The 25970-nt window shown below is 61.8% G+C and carries 24 protein-coding genes; 15 read left to right on the top strand and 9 right to left on the bottom strand.

What is annotated here, in order from left to right; genetic code table 11:
• Position 1: 1 nt before the first annotated feature.
• From G473_RS0100320 to G473_RS0100305, 4 genes are all read left to right on the top strand, one after another.
• On the top strand, positions 2 to 1165 hold the full coding sequence (locus G473_RS0100320; RefSeq protein WP_029011464.1) for an alpha/beta hydrolase family protein: 1164 nt from the start codon (positions 2 to 4) through the stop codon (positions 1163 to 1165).
• Between the two features lie 195 nt (positions 1166 to 1360).
• A complete protein-coding gene (locus G473_RS24285) occupies positions 1361 to 1681 on the top strand; it encodes a 2Fe-2S iron-sulfur cluster-binding protein (protein WP_154667198.1) in 321 nt (106 codons plus the stop codon).
• A gap of 5 nt (positions 1682 to 1686) precedes the next feature.
• Positions 1687 to 2460 carry a cyclase family protein gene (locus G473_RS0100310; RefSeq protein WP_210163188.1) on the top strand — a complete coding sequence of 258 codons (774 nt, stop codon included), beginning with the start codon at positions 1687 to 1689 and terminating at the stop codon, positions 2458 to 2460.
• Between the two features lie 78 nt (positions 2461 to 2538).
• Positions 2539 to 2862, top strand: coding sequence for a hypothetical protein (locus tag G473_RS0100305; protein ID WP_029011462.1), 324 nt, complete (start codon positions 2539 to 2541; stop codon positions 2860 to 2862).
• Here G473_RS0100305 and G473_RS0100300 read toward each other — a convergent pair whose 3' ends face one another.
• Complete coding sequence (locus G473_RS0100300) at positions 2863 to 3684, bottom strand: helix-turn-helix transcriptional regulator (protein ID WP_029011461.1); 822 nt, start codon at positions 3682 to 3684, stop codon at positions 2863 to 2865.
• A 94-nt stretch (positions 3685 to 3778) separates the two neighbouring features.
• Between G473_RS0100300 and G473_RS0100295 the strand changes: the two genes are divergently transcribed.
• Complete coding sequence (locus tag G473_RS0100295; protein WP_029011460.1) at positions 3779 to 4663, top strand: SDR family oxidoreductase; 885 nt, start codon at positions 3779 to 3781, stop codon at positions 4661 to 4663.
• A 49-nt stretch (positions 4664 to 4712) separates the two neighbouring features.
• Here G473_RS0100295 and G473_RS0100290 read toward each other — a convergent pair whose 3' ends face one another.
• Positions 4713 to 5726, bottom strand: a complete 1014-nt coding sequence (locus G473_RS0100290; protein WP_029011459.1) for a zinc-binding alcohol dehydrogenase family protein — start codon at positions 5724 to 5726, stop codon at positions 4713 to 4715.
• A 122-nt stretch (positions 5727 to 5848) separates the two neighbouring features.
• Here G473_RS0100290 and G473_RS0100285 point away from each other — a divergent pair, with 122 nt between their 5' ends.
• Positions 5849 to 6223 carry a winged helix-turn-helix transcriptional regulator gene (locus G473_RS0100285; protein WP_029011458.1) on the top strand — a complete coding sequence of 125 codons (375 nt, stop codon included), beginning with the start codon at positions 5849 to 5851 and terminating at the stop codon, positions 6221 to 6223.
• A gap of 70 nt (positions 6224 to 6293) precedes the next feature.
• Here the strand turns inward: G473_RS0100285 and galE are convergent, their stop codons facing one another.
• Complete coding sequence (galE, locus tag G473_RS0100280) at positions 6294 to 7298, bottom strand: UDP-glucose 4-epimerase GalE (RefSeq protein WP_029011457.1); 1005 nt, start codon at positions 7296 to 7298, stop codon at positions 6294 to 6296.
• A 293-nt stretch (positions 7299 to 7591) separates the two neighbouring features.
• Between galE and G473_RS24280 the strand changes: the two genes are divergently transcribed.
• Entirely contained in the window at positions 7592 to 8563 is a 972-nt protein-coding gene (locus G473_RS24280) for a UDP-glucuronic acid decarboxylase family protein (RefSeq protein ID WP_035704767.1), read from the top strand.
• Positions 8564 to 8791: 228 nt separating this feature from the next.
• Here the strand turns inward: G473_RS24280 and G473_RS0100270 are convergent, their stop codons facing one another.
• Positions 8792 to 9145 (bottom strand): hypothetical protein, encoded by a 354-nt coding sequence (locus tag G473_RS0100270; RefSeq protein WP_029011456.1) that lies wholly within the window; start codon positions 9143 to 9145, stop codon positions 8792 to 8794.
• A complete protein-coding gene (locus G473_RS0100265) occupies positions 9145 to 10374 on the bottom strand; it encodes a class I SAM-dependent methyltransferase (protein ID WP_210163187.1) in 1230 nt (409 codons plus the stop codon). Before G473_RS0100265 ends, G473_RS0100270 begins: the two co-directional genes overlap by 1 nt.
• Before the next feature lie 250 nt (positions 10375 to 10624).
• On the opposite strand from G473_RS0100265, the gene G473_RS0100260 reads away from it, so the two are divergent.
• Positions 10625 to 11311 carry a hypothetical protein gene (locus tag G473_RS0100260; protein WP_029011454.1) on the top strand — a complete coding sequence of 229 codons (687 nt, stop codon included), beginning with the start codon at positions 10625 to 10627 and terminating at the stop codon, positions 11309 to 11311.
• Positions 11312 to 11437: 126 nt separating this feature from the next.
• Positions 11438 to 12334, top strand: a complete 897-nt coding sequence (locus tag G473_RS0100255; RefSeq protein ID WP_029011453.1) for a LysR family transcriptional regulator — start codon at positions 11438 to 11440, stop codon at positions 12332 to 12334.
• 95 nt (positions 12335 to 12429) lie between these two features.
• Here the strand turns inward: G473_RS0100255 and G473_RS24275 are convergent, their stop codons facing one another.
• Both G473_RS24275 and G473_RS0100245 read right to left on the bottom strand, forming a co-directional pair.
• Positions 12430 to 13899 carry a hypothetical protein gene (locus G473_RS24275; protein ID WP_051329714.1) on the bottom strand — a complete coding sequence of 490 codons (1470 nt, stop codon included), beginning with the start codon at positions 13897 to 13899 and terminating at the stop codon, positions 12430 to 12432.
• 35 nt (positions 13900 to 13934) lie between these two features.
• Positions 13935 to 18605, bottom strand: a complete 4671-nt coding sequence (locus G473_RS0100245) for a molybdopterin cofactor-binding domain-containing protein (protein ID WP_084437532.1) — start codon at positions 18603 to 18605, stop codon at positions 13935 to 13937.
• 235 nt (positions 18606 to 18840) lie between these two features.
• On the opposite strand from G473_RS0100245, the gene G473_RS28805 reads away from it, so the two are divergent.
• Entirely contained in the window at positions 18841 to 20106 is a 1266-nt protein-coding gene (locus G473_RS28805; RefSeq protein WP_154667197.1) for a hypothetical protein, read from the top strand.
• Between the two features lie 77 nt (positions 20107 to 20183).
• Here G473_RS28805 and G473_RS28800 read toward each other — a convergent pair whose 3' ends face one another.
• Positions 20184 to 20576: a YciI family protein gene (locus tag G473_RS28800; RefSeq protein WP_051329713.1), complete on the bottom strand. Its 393-nt coding sequence runs from the start codon at positions 20574 to 20576 to the stop codon at positions 20184 to 20186.
• Positions 20577 to 20584: 8 nt separating this feature from the next.
• Positions 20585 to 21607, bottom strand: a complete 1023-nt coding sequence (locus G473_RS0100230; RefSeq protein WP_035704765.1) for an NADP-dependent oxidoreductase — start codon at positions 21605 to 21607, stop codon at positions 20585 to 20587.
• Between the two features lie 114 nt (positions 21608 to 21721).
• Here G473_RS0100230 and G473_RS0100225 point away from each other — a divergent pair, with 114 nt between their 5' ends.
• The 5 genes from G473_RS0100225 (at position 21722) to G473_RS0100205 (ending at position 25955) form a co-directional block, all read left to right on the top strand.
• Positions 21722 to 22033, top strand: a complete 312-nt coding sequence (locus G473_RS0100225) for an REDY-like protein HapK (RefSeq protein WP_029011449.1) — start codon at positions 21722 to 21724, stop codon at positions 22031 to 22033.
• Positions 22034 to 22046: 13 nt separating this feature from the next.
• Positions 22047 to 22892, top strand: a complete 846-nt coding sequence (locus tag G473_RS0100220) for an SDR family NAD(P)-dependent oxidoreductase (protein WP_029011448.1) — start codon at positions 22047 to 22049, stop codon at positions 22890 to 22892.
• A 156-nt stretch (positions 22893 to 23048) separates the two neighbouring features.
• Positions 23049 to 23936, top strand: coding sequence for a polysaccharide deacetylase family protein (locus G473_RS0100215; protein ID WP_029011447.1), 888 nt, complete (start codon positions 23049 to 23051; stop codon positions 23934 to 23936).
• 149 nt (positions 23937 to 24085) lie between these two features.
• The gene (locus G473_RS24260; RefSeq protein WP_161630922.1) at positions 24086 to 25072 is read left to right on the top strand and encodes an alpha/beta hydrolase; all 987 of its coding nucleotides are present in this window, start codon (positions 24086 to 24088) and stop codon (positions 25070 to 25072) included.
• A gap of 67 nt (positions 25073 to 25139) precedes the next feature.
• Positions 25140 to 25955, top strand: coding sequence for an HpcH/HpaI aldolase/citrate lyase family protein (locus G473_RS0100205; RefSeq protein WP_029011446.1), 816 nt, complete (start codon positions 25140 to 25142; stop codon positions 25953 to 25955).
• The last annotated feature ends 15 nt before the right edge of the window (positions 25956 to 25970 follow it).

Genomic DNA, 25970 nt, shown 5'->3' with positions numbered 1-25970 from the left:
CATGGCGCTGTTCCAATATTTCCCCAACAATTACATCTGGAATCTCTCGGTCAATATCGCCCTGGAAAGCGGTGCGCGGATCGGCGAGATTGAGGATATGTGCCGCCCGCTGCTGGAGGCGGCGGCACGGGGCGAAGATGCCGGCACCGGCCAGTTCCTGGCCCAATGGGTGGCCATGGCGGACAAGCTGGTCGGGCTGGCGGAAGAAGACGAGGCGCGGGGCCGCGCCTTTTCTGCCGGGGCCAAGCTGCAACGCGCCTCGCTCTATTACATCACCGCCGAGCGGATGCAGGGCCATGGCCATCCCGGCCGGGCGGAGACCTTTGCCAAGGGCCAGAACGCCTTCCGTAAAGGCACGGCCCTGGCGCGGGAAAACTGCACGCGGGTGGAAATCCCCTTTGGTGACAGCTTCATCCCGGCCTTGTTCACGCACGCGGAGGGCGTGGATGGCCCGGCCCCTTGCGTGCTGTATGTCAATGGTCTGGACAGCTGCAAGGAGCTGCTGTTCTGGTCCTGGCTGCCGCACGCGCTGGCCAAGCGCGGCATTTCCACGCTCTGCATCGACCAGCCTGGCACGGGCGAAGCGCTGCGCGCCAACAACCTGTACGCCACGCATGAAACCGAACGCTGGGCCACGCCCGTGTTCGATTATCTGGCCGCCCGGCCCGATGTGATTGCCGACCGGATCGGCATGGTCGGCATTTCGCTGGGTGGTTATTTCACCCCGCGCGCCGTGGCGTTTGAACCGCGCTTTGCCAGCGGCGCCGTCTGGGGTGCCAACCATGATTGGCGCGAAGTGCAGCAAAAGCGCCTGAAGCGGGAAGGCGAAAACCCGGTGCCGCATTATTGGGGCCATGTGCGCTGGGTGTTTGGGGCCCAGGATATGGATGATTTCCTGGCCAAGGCCGAAGGGATGCATCTGAATGGCGTGCTGGACCGGATCAAGGTGCCGTTCCTGGTGACCCATGGCGCCAAGGACCGGCAGATCGCGCTTGATTACGCCCACCAGACCTATGACCAGCTGGTGAATTCCCCCCGGCGTGAGCTGAAAATCTTCACCGAACGTGAAGGCGGGGTGGAGCATGTCGGTGCGGATAACATGTCGTTCGGTCGTGACTACATCGCCGACTGGTTCGCCGATACGCTGGGGGGACGGCTGGGGTAAGGGGGGGCTGTCTTCTTGAATGTCTCCAGGCTTAATGTTTGTGATTCATAGCCGCTTCACCACCGTCACCCATGCTGCGGCCGGGGTCCAGGGGCCAAAGGCGCTTCGCTCTACGAAACTGGACCCCGGCTTGGCACCGGGGTGACGGTAGAAGGGGTGGCACTGTCTGTAATGAAAACCTGAGAAGGGCAGGCCATGGAAACCCCCACTCCCCCCATGCCCAGCCTGACCATCCTCCCCGAAACCGGCCCGCCGAAAACGTTGGCCCTTTACCCCGGCCAGAATCTGCTTCAAGCCATCACCCCCGCCGGCCGTGATACAATCACCGCCCTGTGCGGGGGTGGTTGTATTTGTGGTACCTGCAGGGTGCGGGTGGTGGATGGCGATCCCGGCCCGATGGGGGAGCGGGAGGCGCAGTTGCGGCGCCAGCTTGCCATCACCGATCCTGCCATCCGGCTGGCCTGCCAGACCCACCCGCCAGGCCCGCTGTCTGTCGCCATCATCAAACCAAGGTGAAACCCGTGCCCCGTATCATTGATCTTTCCGTGCATCTGGAAAATGACGTGCCGGCGGACCCGCCTTTCATGCGGCCGAAAATCCGCTATGCCAGCCATGCCGAAGGGGCGGCGGAATATTGCCAGATGTTCCCCGGCCTGACGGTCGACCAACTGCCCGATGGCGAAGGCCCGGCGGCGGAATGGGTGGAGCTGACCACCCATAACGGCACCCATATGGATGCGCCCTGGCATTACCATTCCACGATGGATGGCGGCAAACGCGCCATTACCATCGATGAGGTGCCGCTGGACTGGTGTTTTCGCCCCGGTGTGAAGCTGGATTTCCGCCATCTGCCCGATGGCCATGTCGTCACGGCGGCAGAGGTGGAAGCCGAGCTGGCCCGCATCGGCCATGTGCTGCAACCGCTGGATATCGTGCTGGTGAACACGGCGGCCGGTGCCGCCTATGGCCAGCCGAATTTCCTGGCCAAGGGCTGCGGCATGGGACGGGAAGCGACGCTGTATCTGGTGGAGCGCGGCGTGCGCGTCACCGGCATTGATGGCTGGAGCTGGGATGCACCCTTCCCCTTTACGGCGGCCAAGTTCAAGGAAACCGGTGATGCGTCGCTGATCTGGGAAGGCCATTATGTCGGCAAGGATGTCGGCTATTGCCACATGGAAAAGCTGTCCAACCTGGAAAGCCTGCCGCCGCATGGCTTTACCGTCGCCTGCTTCCCCGTCAAGGTGCGGGCAGGGTCCGCCGGATGGACCCGCGCCGTGGCGATCATGCCGGAGTGAGGTGCAGCGAAAGGCACTTGATCCTGTGAGTGCTAGCCGATAAAACGTTATAACGTAACTTTATCGGCGTCATCAATCATGTCACTGAATGACAGTTTCCGGGGGGCGGATTCCTGGCGCAAGGCCCGGCCGACAGTCTCTCATCATGCTTTCCATGCTGGCTTTGTTGCTGTGATGGAGGGCAGACCGTTCGACTATGCTTTGCTGGACATGATGACTGAATATGAACAGCACCGGTATGAGAATGGCCGTGAAGTGGCGATGGAATGCCGGCAGGTCCGGCTGAATATCAGGTGGACCCGGCCCGACGCTGTTCCCCGCTTGTTACGTGATTTCATCACTAGCCGCGCCCTGTGCCGTCGGGCACGGCTGCCCCGTACCGATCCCTATCGCTGCCGGTAATCATGGTAAAGGCAGCGGCAGCAGCGACCGGATTCGGTCGGCATCCTCGCGGCTCATGGGGTTATAGATCAGCAGGGTCAGGTCCGGCCTTCCATCCACGGTGAAGGCGGAATATTCGATGGCGATGGCGCCCAGGACCGGGTGGCGCAGATGCTTCACCCCCTCGCCAAAGCCATGGACATCGCCATTCTGCCAAAGACGGGTGAAATCCGCGCTACGGCTGCACATTTCCTGCACGAAAGGCGCTAATTCTTCCTGGGCGCCGGCCCGGGCGATGTCGGCGCGGAAAGCACCGACAACAAAGCGGGCCACGGCCTCCCAATCCTGATTATGGGCTCTGGACCGTGGATCAAGGAAGACCAGGCGCAGGATATTCCGCTCTTGTGGTGGTAACAGCCCATAATCACAGAGCATCAACGCCGCTGCGCGGTTCCAGGCCACGACATCCCAGCGGACAGTCCGGACCAGGGCGGGGCTGGTTTCCATGGCGTCCAGTACACGCTGCAAACGGGGGGACACATCGCCCGATGGCCGGTAGCGAACGTCTGGCAGCCGGCCCAAGCCCAGCAAAAAAAGATGGTCCCGTTCCACATCCGTCAGCATCAGGGCACGGGCGATACGATCCAGCACCTCTGCCGAAGGGGCGCCGCCGCGCCCCTGTTCCAGCCAGCTATACCAGGTGGGGCTGATATGGGCGCGTTGCGCCACCTCCTCCCGGCGCAGACCGGGGGTGCGCCGCCGGCCGCTGCCATAGCCCAGTGCCGCCGGGTCTAGTCGTGCCCGCTTGTCGCGCAGATAGGTTCCCAGGGACGTGTCGGCCATTGATCCTGTTAAACCTTATACCTGTATAATGTCTCGACTTTAACAGTATAGCGCGGTGGGTATTGATGGTCTTCACATAACTGGAGACATTGTGATGCGCGTATTTATAACAGGAGCGACCGGTTGGGTTGGCAGGGCGGTCGTGGCGGAGTTGCTGGACTATGGCCATCAGGTGTTGGGCCTTGCCCGGTCAGCGGACAAGGCCGCACGGCTTGGCCAGAGGGGTGCTGCTGTGTTGCACGGCACCCTTGATGATCTGGACCTGCTGCAGGGGGCCGTGCGGGAGACGGACGCGACCATTCACCTGGCCTTCAACCATGATTTTTCCCGTTTTGCGGAGAATGCGGCCCAGGATCGCCGCGCCATTGAGGCGATGGGTGAGGTGCTGAAGGGCACCGACAAGCCCTTCCTCGTCACCTCCGGCATGGCGATGATTGCGCCGGGCCGGCTGGCGGTGGAGGGGGATGCCCCCCTGTCGGGTCCGTCATATCCCCGCAGATCGGAACTTGCAGCACGCGAACTGGCGGCACTGGGCGTGCGGGCTGCCACGGTCCGGCTGGCCGCTTCCGTGCATGGGGTTGGGGAGACACATGGTTTTGTGCCGATCCTCATCAATCTGGCCCGGAAGACCGGTGTGTCGGCTTATATTGATGAGGGCTTGAACCGGTGGCCCGCGGTGCATGTTGGCGACGCTGCCCGGCTCTATCGGCTGGCCCTGGAAAAGGAGGGGCTGGCGGCGACCTATCATGCCATCGGCGAAGAAGCGGTTCCCTTCCGGGACATCGCCGAAGCCATTGGCTGCAAGCTGGGGCTTCCCGTTCTGTCGCGTGGGCGGGAGCATTTTGGCTGGTTTGCGGAGTTCGCGGGCGCCGACATGCCGGGATCAAGCGCCCAAACCCGCCAAGGGTTGGGCTGGCAACCGATGGGACCGGACCTGCTGGCCGATATTGCAAACCGCGATTATTACGGGGGCTTTTGAGCGGTGGTGCCGTTCCGGGTGGGAGGCTTCCCACCCGGAACGGCCTGCATCAGAATCCTTCAATCACGATCTTGCCCCGTGCCTTGCCGCTTTCAATCAGCGCATGGGCCTGTTTCAGCGTGGCGGCGTTGATGGGGGAGAGCGTTTCGGTCAGCGTTGTGCGGATGCGACCGGCATCCACCAGATCGGCCACCTGGTTCAACAGCTTGCCCTGTTCATCCATGTCCGGCGTGCCGAAGATTGGGCGGGTGAACATCAGTTCCCAATGGATCGACACGGCTTTGCGCTTGAACCCCATAATATCCAGATTTTCCGGATCGTCGATCAGGCCGAAGCGGCCCTGCGGGGCGATCAAGGCCTGCACCTCTGCCAGATGGCGGTGGGTTTCAGTGGTGGAGAAAACGAAAGCGGGCGCGCCGATACCCAGTGCTTCCACCTGTGCTGCCAGCGGCTTGGCATGGTCGATGACATGATGGGCGCCCAATTCCTTCACCCAGGCTTGGGTTTCCGGGCGCGACGCGGTGGCGATCACGGTCAGGTCGGTCAGGGCGCGGACAAGCTGTATGGTGATGGAACCGACACCCCCGGCCCCGCCGATGATCAGGATGGCATTGGCGGCACCTGGCACCGGGCGGCGGATATCAATCCGGTCAAACAGCATTTCCCAGGCGGTGATCGCCGTCAGGGGCAGGGCCGCTGCCTCCGCATTGGTCAAGCTGGCTGGCTTGCGACCCACGATCCGGCTATCGACCAGATGGAACTGGCTGTTGGCGCCGGGCCGCGTCAGGGAGCCGGCATAGAAGACCGCGTCACCAACGGAAAAGCCGGTGACGGCATCACCCATGGCCACAACCGTGCCCACCGCGTCCCACCCCAACACACGATATTCACCTTCCGGCGGGGTGGCGTTGCGCCGGACCTTGGTATCCACAGGATTGACCGAGATGGCAGCCACCTCGACCAGAATGTCATGGCCTGTCGCTTCCGGACGGGGCAGATCGATATCCACCAGCGCGTCGGGACGGTCGATGGGGCCGGGAATCTTGTAGCCAATGGCCTTCATGGCGCTTGCTCCGTTGCGTCATTGCGATGCATAGGATTTGCGCCTATAGCCGATCTTGTGCAATACGCACAAAGATAGCATATAGTGCTATAAAATATACTTAGTATCAAAAAGGTACTGAAATGGCCAAGGTCCGCCATTCCCGTTTCGACTGCACGCCCGGCTGTTCGGTGGAAGCGGCCATTGGCCTGATCGATGGCAAATGGAAATCCATCATCCTCTGGCATCTGCTGTCCGGCACGCTGCGGTTCAACGAAATCCGCCGGCATGTGCAGAATTGTACACCCCGCATGCTGACCAACCAGTTGCGGGAGATGGAGGAAGACGGGCTTGTTACCCGCACGGTCTATGCCCAGGTGCCGCCCAAGGTGGAATATTCCCTGTCCGATCTGGGCCGGAGCATGGAGCCGATATTGCGGGCGCTGAAAGCCTGGGGTGATACGCATATCGGCCTGTATGGCAAGCCAGAAGGCCATGATCCCCGTGAGGGAGCGTGAAAGCCATTCACGCCAGCCCTGGCCCCTCTATTCACTATCATGGAGGGGCCAGGAGCGGTTGGTCCACCGGTCAGGCGGTCAGCACTTCCGGCTGAGCCATTTTCCGTTCCATCCAGCCGGCAGCGTGCCGGATATGGTCCTGGACATCGGTGAAACGGGGTGTCCAGCCCAGCACCTGACGTGCCATTGCGGCATCGGCGACCAGTACCGCCGGGTCGCCGGGGCGGCGAGCCTCGTCAATGGCATTGATCTGCCGGCCGGTAACGGCTGCGGTGGTCTTCACGATCTCCCGCACGGAGAAGCCTTTGCCAGTGCCCAGGTTCATCTGGGCACTGTCACCGCCGCCCAGCAGCCGGCGCAGTGCCAGCAGATGGGCATGGGCCAAATCGCTGACATGGATGTAATCGCGGATGCAGGTACCGTCCGGGGTATCGTAATCGTTGCCAAAGATTTTGATGCTGGGGCGGATGCCATAGGCGGCTTGCAGCACCAACGGGATCAGATGTGTTTCCGGCTGGTGATTTTCCCCCAGATCCCCTTCCGGATCGGCGCCAGAGGCATTGAAATAGCGCAATGTCGTGAAGCGCAGATCGGTCGTTGCTGCCAGATCGGCCAGGATCGTCTCCGACATCAGCTTGCTGCGGCCATAGGGATTGACCGGCAGCAGGGGAAGGGCCTCAGTGATCGGCATCACCTCGCTATTGCCGTAAACGGCAGCGGTGGAAGAGAAGATCAGCACCGAAATGCCAGCCCGGGCCATCGCTTCCGTCAATGCCATCGTGCCGGCAACATTGTTGCGATAAAATTTGGCCGGCACTTTCATGGACTCGCCAGCTTCGATGGAAGCTGCGAAATGCAGTACCGCAACCGGCTTGTGCCGACGGAAAACATCATCCAGAAAGCCGGGATCTTCCAGCGACCCCACTTCCAGGGGACCCCATTTCACCGCTTCTGCGACGCCATTTGAAAGATTATCCACAGTGACCGGCAGGAAGCCGGCCCCAGCCAGGGCCTTGCAGGTGTGACTACCAATAAACCCGGCGCCGCCTGTGACGACAACCTTGGGTGCAACCATGATCAATTCCCCTGACTATTGTTATGCATGTCCTGCGCCTTCAGTGGCGCACCGTCCTCATGTGCATTGCTTCTTCGATCACTGTGACGGCGCAGGCAAGGAAATTCCGTGGGATCAGGGGCTCGAGAGAGGTTGGGGTTGATGCGCGTTCGCCATGAGGGGGCTGGAACATCACTTGGGGCCGGTCCGCCTTGACGCATGTTCCGGTCGTCTGGGGCGGGAGACTGATTGCAAGCTGTCCATCTGCCGGGCTATCTGAAGTCAACTGTCTTTGCAGGAAAAGGTAAGGGTTGATGAGGTCATCCGGACAGGAGCGCAGCCACACGGTCGTTGTGGCGGGAGGGGCTGGCTTTGTCGGTTCCCATCTTTGCGACTTCCTGCTCCGGCAAGGAGACAGGGTGATCTGCGTCGATAATTTTCTGACAGGCACCCGGCACAATGTGGAACGGCTGAGCGGCAATCCTCTTTTTTCCCTGATAGAACAGGATGTCATTGATCCGTTGCAGATCGATGGTCCCGTGGATGAAATATATAATCTTGCATGTGCGGCCTCCCCGCCGCTTTATCAGGCGGATCCGGTCCACACCATGATGACCTGCGTCGTGGGGACGCGGAATCTCCTGACCCTGGCTGAGGCCAAGGGGGCCCGATTCCTGTTGGCATCGACCAGCGAGGTCTATGGCGACCCCGAACAGCACCCTCAGACCGAAGAATATCGTGGCAATGTCAACTGTACGGGCCCCCGTGCCTGTTATGATGAAGGCAAGCGCGCTGCGGAGACATTGTCCTTCGACATGTTGCGGCATGGGCGGGCGGATGCCCGTGTTGCCCGCATCTTCAATACCTATGGTCCGCGCATGTTGGAAAATGATGGCCGGATTGTTTCCAACCTGATCTGTCAGGCATTGCGGGGGCAGGATTTGACCATTTATGGCACAGGCACCCAGACCCGTTCCTTCTGCTATGTGTCGGACCTGATAAAGGGACTTGTGGCATTGATGGCGGTAACGCCCAATCCAGGGCAGCCCGTCAATCTGGGTAATCCTGTGGAAATTACCATCCTGGACCTGGCGGATCAGGTCTTGCGGAAAACAGGCGCCCTGTCCCGGCTGGTTCATCTGCCCCTGCCGCAGGATGATCCGCCCCGGCGCCGGCCGGATATCATGCGTGCTTACACCTTGCTGGGGTGGCAGCCGGAGGTCGGGCTTGATGATGGCCTGTCCGCGACCATCAATTATTTCAAACAGGCGCTGGTTTCCCCCTAAGACACGGTCGCCCTGGCGGGCACAGGCCATAAGGGTGCCTGGCAATCTGTACGGCCATGATCTTTGAGGCCGCTGGCAGACGGGTCTATATCCACTTTGGGCAGTAGCCCCCGCACTTTCCGGCTTGAGCCGATGGACCGATGGATGCGCGCGACAAAAAACAAGCCGGCGGATGATGGCCCGCCGGCTTGTTGCACTTATTTCAATGGTAGCCAGACCGTTTACCGGTTACTGGGCCAACTCGTCAGCAATGGCTTCGCTGCTTTCATCCTTGATGGACATGGCCTCGGCCTCCTGCTGCACGACGCGCAGCACGCGGGCGATGAATTCCTGGTTCCAAAGGCCGCGTTCGGCAGCTTCTGCCTTGGTCGGAACGAAGCTTTCGATTTCCTCCCGGGTCAGGATGCCCTTGGCGGTCAGGACACGTTCCAGCGTGTCCAGCCGCTGGCGCGTGACCGCCAGTTCCCCGGCCAGCGTCATGGCAATGGCCATAGCGCGTTCGGCCTCCCAGTTATTCAGGAATTGCGGGCGCTTGCCCGTGGGTTTGGCCGATGCGCCGGCCAGGGCCTGTTGGATCGACATTACGTAACCTCCTTGCGGGCACCCACGACGTGCCAGGCGGCCTTACGGCCATAATCTTCGCCATTATCATCGGCGGCATCGGGGAAGACAGCTTTGTCCACCACCGCCGTCACGCCGCCATGGATCAGGCTTTCCTTGGCGAAACCGGCCTGCACCATCCAGGCGTCCAGGTCCGCCTCGTGCATCTTGGTCCAGAACGGCTCTGCATTGTAGAAGGCGTCCCAGTCACGCATCGCCTGTTCAAACAGCGGCATTTCCGGGGAATATTGCGGCTGCTCGACATGCAGCACGATGCCGCCCGGCGCCAGCAGACGATGGGTTTCCTTGAAGATGCGCTGCATGGAGCTGTAGCTGGTTTCGTGCAGGAACATGGTCGTCTGCACCCAGTCGAAGCTGCCATCGGCGAACTGCGGCAAGCTCTCCACATTGGCCTGGACGAAGCGCACATTCTCCACGCCCAGGCTTTTGGCGCGGGCCAGACCATAGCGCAGCATGGGCGCACCGACATCGACGCCGATCACTTCAGCATCGGGGAAGGCCTGGGCCAGCGGCAGGACATTGTGGCCGAGCCCGCAGCCCATATCCAGGATGCGCTTGGGCTTGAAATCGGGCAGGTTGCGCGCCACCCAGCGCGCCACCGCCTGCCCGCCGCCATCGGACCATTGCCCCAGCATGCCGCCGGTGGTGGCGAACAGGCCGCTATCATAATTGGCGGCATTGGCGACATCGCCGGGGCCATATTCGGTATGGTAGCTGCCGGGCATGCAATGATGGTCGATGGCGGCCACATAGCGCGGCAGTTCCAGCGACGGATCAAGCTGCAGGCGCGGATCGCCTTCTGTCAGCGCGGCGGCCCGCGCGGCCAGTTCCTCGCGTTGACGCAGCGCCACCCAGCGGCCGGCCTGCTGGCGCATTTCCATCGTATTGCGGCGCAGTGCCGACCAGACCTGCCAATAAGGGTCCTGGATCAGGGCGCGGCGCACATCATGGCGGGTGTTGAATGCGGCACCCGGTGCGATCCGCGTCTCAAACGCTGTCTTCACCGCCGGCATGACCCGGCTGGCCAGATGGCGGTTCATATGGGCCAGGAAATTGAAACGCTCGATCTCATCATGCGTCATTTCCGGGAAGATGCCGTGCTGGCCAACAACACGATAATCGGGCGGGCCATCATAGGCGGCCAGCAGCGCCTCTCCGCGATCCATCACAGGCTTACCCGAGCCATCCATGATCGTTCTCCGCTGTTCTATTATTTCGGGGGCATAAGCGCCCTTCGACCCTGAGCTTACGGCTGGTTTTGTTCATTCCAGCACACCCAATTGTCAATCTGCACAAATTCGATTTGTGTCTAAACAGCGACATTTAATTGTCCGGACATAATTGATTTGGATCAATGTCGGCTGTCTCCGCCCCCCGCACTCTGCCCCATATCAACCGGAAAACCGGTTGCGGAAAAATGGACAGAAGGGGCATCGGGCTATGGATTTCATGGGCATGTATCTGGATGAGCATCTGATGCTGCGCTGGGCGCATATCATTGCCATGGCATATTGGCTGGGGGGCGAATGGGGGGTGTTCAACGCTTCCCGTCCGCTCACCAACCCGGCCTTGAGCCTTGCGGAACGCAAGCGGCATATGGAAACCGCCTATCGGATCGACGTGCTGCCGCGTACCGGTATTGTGCTGCTGCTGCCGCTGGGCCTGCATATGGGATATAATCTCGGCGTGCAGCCGCTGGGTGGCAATTGGCTGGTCGGGATGTGGATTTTCACCGCCGCCTGGGTGGCGCTGGTGGTGACTGCTTTCTTCAAGCGCAAATCACCCTTCTACATGGTGCTGACGAAAACGGATGAGGCGATCCGCTATGTCGTGATCCCGGCTTTGTTCTGTGTCGGCCTCTACAGCCTGATCACGGGCGGCCCGTTCTCCGCCGGCTGGTATGCCGCCAAGGTAACCATCTTCTCCGGCCTGCTGATCATCGGCCTGCTGCTGCGCTACATCATGCGGGACTGGATCGTCATCTTCAAACGGCTGGAAGCAAATGGGCCTTCGCCAGAACTGGAAGGGAAACTGGACCGGGCGCTCGCTTTCGGCCGCAAGCTGGCCTACCTCTATTGGGGGGGTATCATCACCATGGCCTTCCTGGGCACGGTGAAACCGTTCTGATTGGCTCCCCGGTTTCAGGGCAAGGGGCAATGGTGCTGGAAACCGGTCGCCCCTTGCCTGAAGATGCGGCCCGTGAGGCTGGGCCAGGGGGCCGGGTGCCACGGCACGGGTGTTGGAACGATCCTGATGGAACTGCGCGATCTGGAATATTTCCTGGCCGTTGTCGATACCGGCAGCATGACCCTGGCGGCGCGGCAGAAAGGGTTGAGCCAGCAGGCCTTGTCCAAAAGTCTGGCCCGGCTGGAGGATGAACTGGGGGTCATGCTGCTGGAGCGTACGCCCAAGGGCGTCCGGCTGACCCGGATGGGGGAAGCACTATTGACCCGCGCCCGTTCCATCCTGGGGGAGATGGGTCAGTTCCGCCGGGATCTGGATGTGGCGCTGGGGCGCAGCAGCACCCAACTGGCGCTGGGTGTCAGCCCGGCCGCTGCCGCCGGCATCGGCAGGCAGGCCATTCCCCGCTTGCAGCGTCTGTTTCCCCGGCTGCATCTGCGGGTGGAAGCAGGGGTAGAGCCCAGTTTCACCCGCATGTTGCTGGCGGGGGAGATTGATCTGGCCGTCACCACCAGTGCCGCTGTCAGCGATGCCCAGATTGTGACGACTGAGTTGGGTCAGGAACGGTGGGTGGTGGCCGGTCGGCAAGGCCACCCGCTGTTGAGCCGGGCGGAAAGTCTGGCCGATCTGGCGGCGGGCGATTGGATTTATGGTCCGATGCCGGACGGGCTGGATCAGCGGATCGACCGCCATTTCGCGGAAAAGGGTGTCGCCCCGATCAAGCCGCGCATCACGTCATCTTCCATCCTGTTCGGCCTGTCGATCCTGATCGGGACCGACCTGCTGGCGATCTTGCCCCGGTCCATGGTTGGGGGCGCCACCGGCCTGATGGGCCGCGATCTGGCAGATGGGGCGTGGATGACGCCGCTGATCGTCATGCGCCGGCGTCGTGCCGCCGCTTCGACATTTGAGACCAGCCTTATCGACATCCTGACGGAAGAATCGCGGCGGTTGAACGCCGCGATCTGACCTGAGAGGGGGGCAGGCGGGGATGGTGGCATCCCCGCCCTTGGCTCACGCCGCCCTCCAATCCGCCTAAAGGTCAACCTTCAGGCGGATTGATATCAGTCCTTGGCGCCGCGGGAGATTTCCTTCACGCCAACGACATAATCATCCGCCCACATGCCGTTGAAGGCGGCACCCTTGGCGGCATAGAAGTTGGTCAGCGCGATGGCCACCTGGAAGGAGAAGTCGGTGGAATAGGCGCGCGGGTCCATGGAGGTCCCGGCCGGAATATTCTGGAACCACTTCATCCATTCTTCCGAACCCCCATTGGCCGGCGGTGCCACGCCGCCATCGGGTACGGCACCCGGCGGCACCAGGGCGGTGATGGCCGGATATTGCGCAGCATTGTGACAAGACATGCAGGAGGTGGTGTTCAGATCAGCCGGACCGTTCAGACGACCATTCCAGCCCAGATGCTGCGGCGGCAGATCCTTGCTGGCGAAGATGATCGTCTCTTTCAGGTTGGGATTGACGACCGTTTCGGTGGGCGGGAACGGGTTGGTCTTGTTGGTCCGGTCCTGCGGATCGTTGCCCCACATGATGCCGACCGGCACCAGATTGTAGAACTTGTTCGGGTTGTTGAGCTGGCCGTTATAGACAAAGGTGCCGAACACCCAGCCGGTCTCCGATGCGCGGCTGTCACGCACGGCGATATCCATCTGCAACAGATGCACTTCGCCCACCTGCCGCTGCGCCGTATTCCAGAAATCCGGCGTGATATAGGCCAGCCAGGTCAGCGGGTTTTCCATGAAGGGCAGGGTGTCGGGATATTTCGGCGCATCGGTGAACAGCAGCTTGGCAAACACCGTGCCCTCCGGGAAGCCGCCGCCATACCGCTTGTCGGTGGCGCGCGGATCGGGGTTCAGCGGGTCCTTCCACATCTGATGCATCGTATAGCCAGCCTGCTCATTGATGAGCGTGATGGCATAGACGGAGTAATTGCCGTTCTGCCCCAACTGGTGGGGACCAAGCTGGCCGGGACTGACGGGCGCTTCTTTGATCAGGCCGTGGAAGCCTTCCGTCCCGCCATTGGGGGGATAGCCGCCATTGGGGCTGGTCGGGTGCAGCCAGGGAATATGGTACCAGTTGCGGACCTTGTTCTCGAACGGGTTCCAGTTCGGCAGGTTGCCTTCAAAGGCATAATCCCGAACCGCCATGATGTATTCTTGCGGATTCTTCTTGAAGTCGATCTTCATGAAGCTCGGCAGCTCTTTCGGCTTGGTCTTCGGGAAATCGGTCTTCAGCTCGAACAAAGGCTGGCTGGACCAGCATTGATAATACTCAGACGGGGAGACCATATAGCCGAAATCCGGGAAGGTGCTGCCCGGCCGTTCATAAGATTCCGGCGAGGTCGCCATATCCATCCTATTCTTGACGTATTCCGGACCCTGATACTTCTTCGACAGTTCGGGGCAGGAAGTCTGGGCTGCAGCGCCGGAAGCGAACAGGCCCAGGGCCAACCCACCACTGATCAGCAAGCGGGAGAGGGAGAAGGCGGAACGCGGTTTTGGCGGGGTGAACGATGACATCTCTCAAATCCTTCCGTTGATTTCTGTTTCTTGCTTCAGGCGGACAAGTCGGTGGCGCGGACTTCGGCGGCGCGCCGCACCTCCTGCACCGTGGCCGGCGCATCCAGCCGGAACAGGCCCGGCAGGCCCCGCTCCAGGCGGGACGCACGGATCGCCGATTTGATGGCCAGGAACACGGTGGTGGCCAGGACCAGCGGCGGCTCGCCCACTTCCTTGGAGGACAGCACACCGTCGGTCGGGCTGACCGGCACATTGGTCAGGTTGCGCGGGAACAGATGGGTGTTCAGTTCCAGCGGGATGGAGGTGATGGCCGGCGGCTTGTAGGTCCAGGTATTCAGCGTGTTGAGGCGGCCCTTCTCATCGCCATCCCGTTCAAACACCAGCATCTCGGAGGTGACATAGCCGATGCCCTGGACAAAGGCGCCTTCCACCTGACCGATATCGATGGCCGGGTTCAGGCTCCATCCCATGTCATAGACAAGATCGCTGGACAGGATCTTCGTCTCACCGGTCAGGATATCCACCTCCACCACCGTGCAGGCGCCGGAATAGGTGAAGCCGACGAAATTATCGAAGGCGCCGCCACCGGCCCCGGTGGTGTGGTAATTGGGGATGACCGGCTGATCATCCACGGGCTTGTAGGTAAGCGCCGGCACCGGCGTGTCGCCGCCGGCAATGGGGGCGGTAAAGGTTGCCGTCAGCCCCACCCGGTATTGATAAGCCAGCGCCACCAGCTTCTGCCAGATGCGGCCAGTGCCGGTGGCAGTGGTCACCACCGCCTTCCAGCCTTCTTCGGGGAAGTCCCAGTAATTGATGCCCTGCTGCTTGCACCAGTCAGGACCGTTCTCGTCTCGCATATCATCGGCGAAGGTCTGCAGGCGGGCACGCATCTGCTGGCACAGGCGCTTCACCGCCTCGCCATTATAGGCGGTGCCGGTGGAGCCACCGGTGCTGGTGGGGTTGGGCATCACATCGGTGCGGGCCGCTTGCACCAGGATCATGTCCAGCGGCACATCCAGGATATAGGCCGCGATCTGGCGCATTTGGGTCAACAGCCCCTGGCCCATCTCCACCCCGCTCTGGTGGATCATGATGGTGCCGTCGCCCTGATAGATAGAAATCAGAGCGGCCGCTTGTTCCAGCATGGCGAGGTTGTAACCGGAACCGTACTTGACCGGCATCATGGCGATGCCGCGCTTGCGCCAGCGGTTGGCGCGGTTGAATTCCTGCACGGCGGCGTAGCGTTCTTCGAACTTGGCCGTGTCCTTCAGATATTTCCACACATCGCGGATATAGCAGTAAGACAGGGCCTGCCCGAAGGGCGTCACATCGCCCTGGGCATAGAGGTTCTTTTCCCGAACATCCTCCGCCCGCATGCCGATGGCAAAGGCGGCATCGTCGATGGCGCTTTCCACGATGATCTTGCCCTGGATATCACCAAAGGCGCGGAAGGCCGTGCTGGGTGCGGTATTGGTGCGGCAAACGTCGATCTGGCTTTCGAAGTTAGGCACCATATAGGCTGCATCGGCGCGGGTCTGGATGCAGTTGGAGACGATGAAACTGCAATCATAGAAGGCGCCGCCATCGCCCCACATCCGGTTCAACAGACCCCGGATCATGCCTTTGGTATCCGGGTTCTGTGCGCCTGTGTCGATGGCGACCTGATATTGGCCGTAATAGGCATGCCGCTTGCCGATCATGCCGGTATCCTGTTCCCGCGTCAGGGTCAGGCGCACCGGGCGCTTGATGGCGTAGGCGGCAACGGCCGCAGCGGCGGTGACGAAGCGTGCCTGTTCCGTCTTGCCACCAAAACCGCCGCCAACCGGCGGCACCACCACTTCCACGGCATTATACTGGGCACCAATGGCCATGGCCGTGCTCTGGTGCATTTCCATGGGGCTTTGGGTGGAAGGCCGCATGGTCAGGCGGCGGCCATCGGCTGGCTCCGCCACGGCGGCCTGTGGCTCCATATAGAAATGGATCTGCCCGCCGGCCTGCTGGGCATGGCCCACCAGCATGCAGGAGGTGCCGTTCAGGCTCACCGACTGGGTGAAGGCTTCCCGGTTCAGCGGGTCGCGGGCCAGTTCCGCCCAGCTCAGGTTACTGCCGGGCCGGGTGATCTTCCAGATATGGGAGACATAAGGGGCGGTCTGCGGCCAGTCCGGATAGATGCTGCCGACACGGATTGCTTCTTCCAACGACAGGATGGGACGCGACCACCAGTCCGGTGCGTCCTTGGGCACCGTAACCGGACCATAGGTGACGCAATTATCCTCAACATATTGTGCGATGGCGGCCGCTTGTTCCGCATCCCCGGCACAGGCCAGCGCCAGCGACTGGCCGACATAATCCACTTGATCGCCGGTGGCAAAGACGGGCTGGTCCATGCCCATACCCTGCAGGTTGATGCCGCCTTTGGGGATGTTGTCGGCAGTGATCAGGTCGATAAAGTCAGGGAAAATAACATCAAGATGGTCGCGCAACTGCTCCGGCGTGATCTTCTCCGTGCTGCCCGGCAGGGAGAAATACCAGCTTGCCAATGCCCGACCGCTCTGGATGAAGGAGGCATTGACACTGCGCGGCGGCAGCGGAATTTCATGGGTGTAATGGACCTGCCCGTTGGCCTGCTCCATCGCCATATATTTGATATAAGGCTGGGAGACGGGGCGTTTCCATTCCTGGATCACATAGGATTGGGTGCCAAAACTCACGGGCCAGCGGCCCCAGGTAATGTCACCCGTGCTGCGCAAACTTTCCGGTACCGGCGCATCCAGCGTGTTCAGGGTATTGATGATGCTTTTATAGAGGAAGCTTAACGCAAGCTGGATGCGGTATTCATTGGTGAAACCCTCATCCGGCAGGCCGGCCATACGCGGCTCCCACCGCGCCAGTTCAGCCCGGACTTCTTCTTCCAGGATGGCGACATAGCGCGGCGCATCGGTCAGTTGCAGCACCTGACCCTGCATCGCCGCTTCTGTATTGGCCGCACGCCAGGGATAGGGCGCGATCCCGCCATAAACCAGCACGGCCTCTGTCACCACCCGGTCCGCCCCCATCAGAAAACGGCTGGTGCCATTGACGATGGTGTGGGAATTCACTTCCCGCAGCGCCACTTTCTGCGGCAGCAGCAGGTCGTTTTTTGTCCCATACGGGATGCGGTAGCGCAGCAGCAGCAGGCGGCCGGGCAGGTCGGCATCGGACACGCATGCATCCACCAGATCGGCCAGTTTCGCAGTGCGCACAGCCACAGGGCTGACGGCAAGATCCACCAGATCAACCGATACATCGGCGGCGACCAGGGCCGTTGCCAGATCGGACGGGAAGGGGGAGCCTGTGCCAGCGGCGATATGCGCCAGCATCATCATCGTGTTGCCGCCCAGGCTGGCGGCGTTGCGCACGATGCGTCCGGCGGTGCGTTCCGCCATGAAGCGCAGCGCGCCCAGGGGGGACAGGGCGGTGGGCAAAGGCTGGTCGGGCGGGACGGGCGGCACCTCCCCCCGTTTTTCCATGACAGCGCCCAGCAGGTCGATCAGGGCGGTATAATCCATGCCGGCGGGCACGGTCAGGTCAACCTCCCCGACCACGGCGGTTTCCCGCAACTCCTTGATCAGATGCAGGTTCAGCAGAACCTTGGCCGCCTGATATTCCTCCTTATAGACGCCATAGCTGGTATTGCCGGCAACCAGCCGGGGCTTGTCCGCGCTGTGCTTCTGCCAGGCGGCGGCGAGGGCATCCAGGTCTGGCGGGGACAGCCAGATCCGGCCATCAGCCGCAACATTCACCCCCTCCGGCGGCAGGCGCGCTTCCGGCGGGAAGGGGATGACCAGGGGGCCGGTCGGGCGCTGGGCCAGCGTTTCCGGGTCGGCCTTGCATTTCATCCGGTGTTCTTCATCCTCCTTCGTCCAGTCGGACGCGAAGGTCTTCATACCGGTCAGGATGGCGCGATAGCCGGTGCAGCGGCACAGGTTGCCGTCCAGCGCCCCCTCAATCTCCCGCTTCGTCGCCTTGGGGTTGTTGGTGATGAATTCCGACATGTTCATCACAAAGCCCACCGTGCAATAGCCGCACTGGGTGCCGTTATTCATCGCCAGACGCCACGCCACCGGGTTCATGCCCATATGGCTCATTTCCGACGGCGGCTCCGGCACTTCCTCCCGCAGCAGCACATTCATGTCGTGATGGTGGCCGGCATGGCCGCAGCCGGGGCCGCAATGCCCTTCCTTCGCCGCTTCTGCCACGCTTTCCAGAACGGCATCACGCTTTTCGGCCGATTCCTCCTGCGCGTCGCTGACGACCGGCGCCGGGATATACTGGTCCAGCGGAACACCCGCACGACCGAAAGTGGGGCTGTGGGCCAGATGCGCCGGGTTGGGCCGGCGGACGGAGCCGGTGCCCTCGATCGTCGTTACGGCCAGCCCGTCCAGCGCCACCACAGGTCGCAGGCAGGAATTAATGGCCGCATGTTCGACCTTCTCCGCCTCCCCGTTCCATTGCGACAGGATCACTGTGCAGCCGCCGCAACCACCCTGGCCGCACGGCTTTTTCGGCCCGATCAGGCCCACAGCGGGGGAGCGCAGGAAATCAATCAGCAGCAAATCCGGTGATGGCGCCGGCACGATGACCTGCTGACCATTCAGGAAAAACCGCACCATGTCGGGGGTATCGGCGGCTTCCGAGGGGGGCTGTGCGGGGAGAATGGAGTCCATGGCGGTAAAAGCTCCGGTTCCGTGGGGGTTGCGGTGACCGTTAAGGATGCGCCGGAAGGGATATGTTATGTCCGGCAAACGATTAAATAGAGAAAAACTATTAAACCTATACACTTTTTTATGGAGACGGAAAGGGGTCATATGCCACCTTGGATAGAATAATATGAAGTTTTAAGTGCCTGCACATTGTGGTGTGCCGGCGCACGTCACAGCCCAGGGGCAAAGGGGACAGGCGATGAAAAGGGTGCTTATGGCCGTTCTGGCGCTCATGCTGTTCTGGCCACAGCAAGGGATGGCGCAATCCGCAACGCCGGCGTTGAACGCTAATGACTGGAATTTCGTGCTGGTGCCGTCGTTTGAGGTGCCGCCGGCCAGCCAGAAGACGAACAATCTGTCCGTTGTCGGCCTCAACCATTCATTGCGATTCGGTCAGATGCTGAAAGGGCTGACCACGGGCAAGGATGGTCAGCTTCAGGCAATCTACGCGCTGACCAGCACAGCCGACACCAATGACATGGCGCCGCTGCAGAGCATCCAGCCCTACGCGCTCCTGACCGACCGGGCCATCAATGTCACCTCGGTCCAGACGGGGAATCCATCGGCCTATAATTCCTCGGCGGCACTGGTGGCGACCATCATGGGCAACCAGCCGCGCGGCACCTATATCCTGGCAGCCCCTGCCGCCGTGATCGGGGAACTGGCCCTGGCGCTTGGCGGGTCTGGCGCCCCGCTGCCTGATGGCACGGATTATCTGGTTCTGGCCGGCGACCGGTTGCCTTTGAGCCTGGGCGTCTATGATGACGGGATCGGTCCCAATCCCAATTACCCGGCGATCCCCTTGCCACCCTTGAGCAAAAGCTGCCCCAGCGCCGCTGTCACGGTGAAGGCGCCGGCCCCGCCGGGCCTTAAGCCCTATACGTCGCAAACAGTGCATCTGATCCGCCATGTGGAGGCGCACCCGACCGACAGTTTCGAAAATGGCAACTATGTCTGCCAGGGCCAGTGGCGGGCTCTGGGCGCTAATGAGCTGCTGATGCGGATCATGAAGCGTCGGCCGGACTATATCTTCACGTCCAACCCGGCGGGACTGATCAATTGCGGTAGCGCCTGTTCCTATATAAGGCCGACGCTGACCGTGTCGCCCTTTGCCATTCAAAGCGAATTGTCGCTGACGCTGGCGCCATTCCAGTGGAATGATCCCGAAGATCTGGCCCGTGCCTTATTCGACCGCGCGTCACCCTATTTCCAGCATAGCGCCAGCGGCGCCACCATTCTGGTCGGGTGGGAGCATGGGAATATCGAAAAGGCGGTGAAGATCCTGTTCGCGTCGGTTTACAAAAATCCGCAGGCTGCGGCCCAACTGCCGGCTTGGTCCTATACGGATTACGACACGGTCTGGACGCTCTCGACCGATAAGGATGGCAACCTGACCTTCGCCAATAGCTGTGAACATATCCCGACCGCCAGTCTGCCCAGCACCTGCCCGGCCTTCTGGCAATAATATCCGTGGCTGGAAATTATGTCCGTTGGCATAAGCCGCGACCCTGGCGGGGGCCTGAACCCCCGCCAGAGAGAAGGTCAGGCCTTGGCCCCGGCGTTGCTCTTCAACCGGGCGGCATCGGTCCAGATGCGGCCACCGATGGCAGTGCCGATGGCGGCAACGGCGGGCACAATCTCCACCCGGCCATAAAGACCGCAGCGGAAATAGGGATCACCCTTCATCAGGGTCTCCACATCCGCCTTGTCCGTGCCGCGGACCAGGAACATGGAGCCGACAAAACCCTGGCCGTCATCGGTCCGCATCGGGCCGGCGGTGACATACCGGGTCCAGTTTGCTTCCGTATGGGACAGATGGCCTTCCATGAAATCATCGCGCAGCTTCAGCGCCTGGGCCGTGTCGGCGATGTCATAGGCCAGCACCAGGAAGGTTGTGCTTTCCAGGCGGGGAACGACGGGGCACGTGTTGCTCATGTTCTCGCTCACGGGTTGAGGACCATTTTGCCGAAATTGCCGCCCGCCATCAGGCGGACCAGGGCTTCAGGTGCGGCGGCCAGACCGTTGACCGGTTCCTCCCGCACGATGATCTGGCCGTCACGGACCAGCGGGGCCACACGGCGGCGGAACGTGTCGATCTCGTTCCAGTAATCGTAAACCACCAGCCCTTCCATATGGGCGCGGAACTTGATGATCGGCACCAGATTGGGGCCGGGCAGGGGGGTAGCAGCCTTATACTGTTCCATCATGCCAACCAGCACGATGCGTGCACCCATGGCCAGATGGGCCATCACGCCTTCCAGGATGCGCCCGCCCACACCGTCATAATAGCAGTCGATCCCGTTCGGGCAGGCCTTGGCCAGATTGGCGGCCCAATCCGGATCGCGATGGTCGATGCAGTCATCAAAACCAAGCGTTTCCTTGGCGAAGGCGCATTTCTGCGGGCCGCCAGCAATACCGACAACACGGGCCCCCATGCGCTTGGCCAACTGGCCCGCCGTGGCACCGACCGGGCCGGTGGCGGCGGAAACGACGAACGTGTCGCCGGGGATCGGCTTCAGCACGCGCACCGTGCCGGCCCAGGCCGTCAGGCCGGGCATGCCCAGCACACCCAGCAAAGCCGTGGCGGGAACGCCTTCCAGCAGCTCAATCTTCTGCGCTGCGAGGCTTAGCGGGCCTTGCGGCACACCGGGGGCCGGCACATCGGCCACCACATATTCCTGCCAGCCGGCGCGGCACAGCACCCGGTCACCGGGGACGAGGCTGGCGTGGCGGCTTTCCACTACGGTGCCCACCGATTCACCGGGCACCACAGCTTCCACCGCAACGGCACCGGACATGTGCCGGCCGCGCAGCGCGCTGGCGATATAGGGATCAAGCGAGACGTGATCGACCTTGATCAGGACCTGATCGGGGCCGGGGCTGGGGCGGGCAACTTCCTCCAGCCGGAAATCCTCGATCACAGGCGACGTCCCCACGGGACGGGCCAGAACGATGCGCTTGTTCATGCGTTGGGGTCCTTCGATTGAGCGCGACAAACCGCTTGTAATTGGTATAATGATATACCATGCATTCTATGCAAGTGCATTTTCGATCTTCTTCGACAGGTGGAGGAAACCGGTATGGCCACGCGCATCGTCGCCCTGTTCAACCTGAAACCCGGCATCGACCAGGCCGCCTATGAGGAATGGGCGCGCAGCGTCGATCTTCCCACCGTCAATGGCCTGACTTCCATCCAGGAATTTTCCGTGTTCCGCTCTGTAGCCATGCTGGGCAGCGATGCCGCCCCGCCTTACCAGTATGTCGAGATTATCGACGTGGCCGACATGGACCAGTTCGGCAAGGATATCGCGGCGGAGACGATGCAGAAGATCGCCGCGCAGTTCCAGGACATGGCCGATGTCACCTTTATCCTGACCGACAAGCTGGGCTGAGAAAGGTATGGATATGGGCACTTCCAAACGTTTCGCCGGCAAGGTCGCGGTCGTCACCGGGTCCGGTCGCCGCAAGGGGCTGGGCGAGGCCATTGCCCGCCGGCTGGCGGCTGAGGGGGCATCCGTTGTGCTGTCGGATATCGGCCGCTCCGCCGATGCCGCTACGCCGGACAGCATGATCGGCGGCCTGTCGGAGATGCAGGCCCTGGCGGCGGAGATCGCCGCCGATACCGGATCGCGGGTGGAGACTTTCACCTGCGATGTGCGCGACCTTGCCTCCATGCGGGCCATGGCGGCCTTCGCGGTGGAGAAGCTGGGCGGCCTGGATATCTGGGTCAATAATGCTGGCATCGGCTATATCATGAAGCCGCTGCTGGAACTGGAAGCCAGCGAATGGCAGGCTGTGATTGATGTGAACCTGACCGGGTGCTTCAACGGCATCAAGGCGGCAGCAGAGATCATGGTCCCTGCTGCCAAGGGTGGGCGCATCATCAATATCGCCAGCCAGGCGGCCAAGTCGGGCTTCCCGTTTGCGGCTGGTTATTGCTCCTCCAAGCATGGGCTTGTCGGTCTGGTACGCTCCACGGCAATTGAGCTGGGGCGCCATCAGATCACGGTCAACAATGTCTGCCCCAACCATGTGACCACGGGGCTGGGCGCCTGGCAGAATGAATATTTCAGCCAGAAGCTGGGCCTGTCGCTGGAAGCCTATCTGGACAGCATGAAGGGCCGCATCCCCATGGGCCGGCCCGGCCTGCCGGAAGATACCGCCGGTGCGGTGGCTTTCCTCTGCTCCGACGATGCCCGCTATATCACGGCGGAAAGCATGAATGTGTCGGGCGGGGAAGAGCCGCATTGAGGTACATTTCCGTTTTGTCCGTCAGATTGTCAGGTTGAGGTTGTATCACCCTCACCGTCACCCCGGCGCAGGCCGGGGTGACGGCAGTAAGAGTCGCGTCCAATTCTATTGGAACCCAAGACTCTACTTGTACCCTTACACCATTGAGGTCACCCCATGCCCGCACCCGCCGATTTCACCTGGCCCAACGGGGCGAAGCTGGCCCTTTCCATTGTCGTGAATGTGGAAGAGGGGGCTGAACAGAATATCCGGGACGGCGACAAGGGCCCGGAGCCGGTGGACGAGCTTTCCGTCCATGTTGCCAAGCCCATCCGCATCCATGGCAATGAAAGCAATTACCAGTATGGCATCAAGGCCGGCGCCCCGCGCGTGATGCGGCTGCTGAAGGAATATGGCGTGGAAGCTACCTTCACCGCAGCCGCCGTGGCGCTGGAGCGGGCGCCGCATCTGGCGGCGGAGATCGTGGAACAGGGGCACGAGATCTGCTGCCACGGCCACCGCTGGACGCACCAGTTCTGGATGAAGGAAGACCGGGAGCGGCAATTCATCCGTGATGGCTGGCAATCCATCGAGAAGACCACCGGCACAAGGCCCCAGGGCTGGCTGTCCCGCTATCTGCATACGGAAGCTACCCGCCGGCTGCTGGCGGAAGAGGGCTATTCCTATCACATGGATGATTATTCCGACGATTTTCCGTTCTGGGATCATGTCCCGATGAGCGACGGCACGACCAAACCCATGGTCATCATGCCCTATGCCATCGACAGCAACGATATGAAGTTCTGGCTGTCCCCGTCCCTGACCCCGCGCGACTGGGCGCAATATGCCATCGACAGTTTCGACTGGCTGTATCGTGAGGCCCATACCGAGGGCGCGCGGATGATGAGCCTGGGTCTGCATCTGCGCATCATTGGCCGCCCCGGTCGTATCGGTGCGTTCCAGACCTTCTTGGATCATGTGAAGCGGCATCCCGATGTCTGGGTGACCAGCCGGGCCAATATCGCCAAGGCTTTCGCCGACGCCGTACCTGCCACGGCCGGTTGAGGATGGCTGGATTCCTGTCCGTCTGGCGGGCGTCTTGGGTGGTGCGCGGCGACGCACGCCATCATCCGGCGGAATGATGCAATCCCCAGTCTTTCAGGGATGAAGGGCTGGGGACGACATCCTTCCCCTTGACGATGAAGGCCATGCCCATGCGCACAAAGTCCCTGTTTCAGGCGTCTATCCTGTCGGCACTCTGTTTGCTGGCATCCGCGACATCCGCCGTGCAGGCCGCCAAACCGATCCAGGCAGAGGTTGGCACCGGCTGGAACCAGGGTGACAAGCTGCCCAAGGTGCGCGTCAGCTATCCCGACGGCGTGGTGGCGGTGCCGGACCTGACCTATGCCACCATCATCGGTTATCGCCCGTTGAAACTGGATGTCTATTTCAAGCCGGGGGCCAGCAAGCGGCCGCTGCTTGTCTATATCCATGGCGGTGGCTGGGCGATGGGCGATTCCCGCGGACTGGCCGGGTTTACCAATTTCCCAGCCGTGATGGCCGATCTGGCCGCGCGCGGCTATGCCGTTGCCGCCGTCAATTACCGTCTGAAATCGGAAGCACCCTATCCGGCCCAGGCCCAGGATGTGGATGCTGCCATCCGATGGCTGCGCGCCCACGCCGATGAATATGGCATCGACCCGACCCGTGTGGGCGTGTTCGGCGATAGTGCCGGCGGGCATCTGGCGGCCATGGCTGCCGTGGATTGCGACCGCACCGTTGCGGTAGAGAAGGGCGATTGCGTGCAGGCGGCCGTGCCCTGGTACGGCATCTATGATTTCACCGTCACCGACAAGCCGCGCCCGCCGGAAGATTTCAAGCCGATCTATGATTTCCTGGGCTGCAAGGATGCGGAGGATTGCGTGGAGGAAATCCGCGCCGTCGGCCCGATCAATTATGTGGATGCCAAGACACCCCCCTTCCTGCTGCTGCATGGGGAGGTGGATCAGGCGGTTCCGCTGATCCAGGCCAAGGTGATGCTGGATAAGCTGAAAGGCGCCGGGGTTGATGCGCGGCTGGTTGAATATGCCGGCGCCAATCATGGCTGGCTGTCTGCCACGCCGGAAGCGACCCGCGACACCCATCTGAAGGCGCTTCAGGCCACCGTCGATTTCTTTGACGAGATTCTCAAGAACCCGTGAGGGGGGGCTTGACCGGGCGGTGTCCCGCTCTCTATTATGTCCGGACAAATAGAAAGTGGGGACCCGCATGGCTGAGCGCTCTTTGTTGTTCGTGCCCGGTTCGCGGCCAGAGCGGTTCGGCAAAGCGCTGGCCGCCGGTGCCGATATCGTCTGCATCGACCTGGAAGATTCTGTAGCACCGGAAGGCAAGGCGGCGGCCCGTGCGGCGGCCATCGACTTCATCGCCGCGCAAGGGGCACCTGCCGGATTGTGGCTGCGCATCAACCCGGTACGCAGCGCCACCGGTCTGGCGGATATCCTGGCGGTGCTGGACAAAGCTGCGGCACCAACCACGCTGATGCTGCCGAAACTGTCCGATCCCGCCGACCTTGCCCTGCTGGATGAAGTGATGGGCGACCGCCCCATCCGCTTCGTGCCGCTGATCGAGACGGCGGTCGGCCTGCGCAACGCCGCTGCCATCGCCACGTCCAAGCGGGTGCATGCGCTGTTGTTTGGCGCGGTTGATCTGTCGGTGGAATTGGGCTGCACCCTGGATTGGGAACCGCTGCTCCATGCCCGCGCCAGTCTGGTGGCGGCAGCCGCAGAAGGTGGTGTCGGTTTGTTCGACGTGCCGCATATCGATGTGTCGGACGCCGAAGGGCTGCAATCCGGCACAGCGCGGGCCAAGGCTTTGGGCTTCACCGCCCGCGCCTGTATCCACCCGGCCCAGGTGGCGGTGGTAAATAGTGTTTTCACGCCCACGGAAGCGGAAATTGCCCGCGCCAATCGCATTGTCGAAGCCTTCAACGCGGCTGGCGGCGGGGTTGCCCTGCTGGACGGCAAACTGATCGAGATTCCCGTAGTACGGGCGGCCCGGCGCGTGCTGGCCGCTGCTGCCGGGTGATGAGGGGATAGAAAA

Origin of the sequence: Niveispirillum irakense DSM 11586 (genome assembly GCF_000429645.1) — a bacterium.
GTDB classification, from domain to species: domain Bacteria; phylum Pseudomonadota; class Alphaproteobacteria; order Azospirillales; family Azospirillaceae; genus Niveispirillum; species Niveispirillum irakense.
This window is presented reverse-complemented; position numbering and strand designations above follow the sequence as displayed.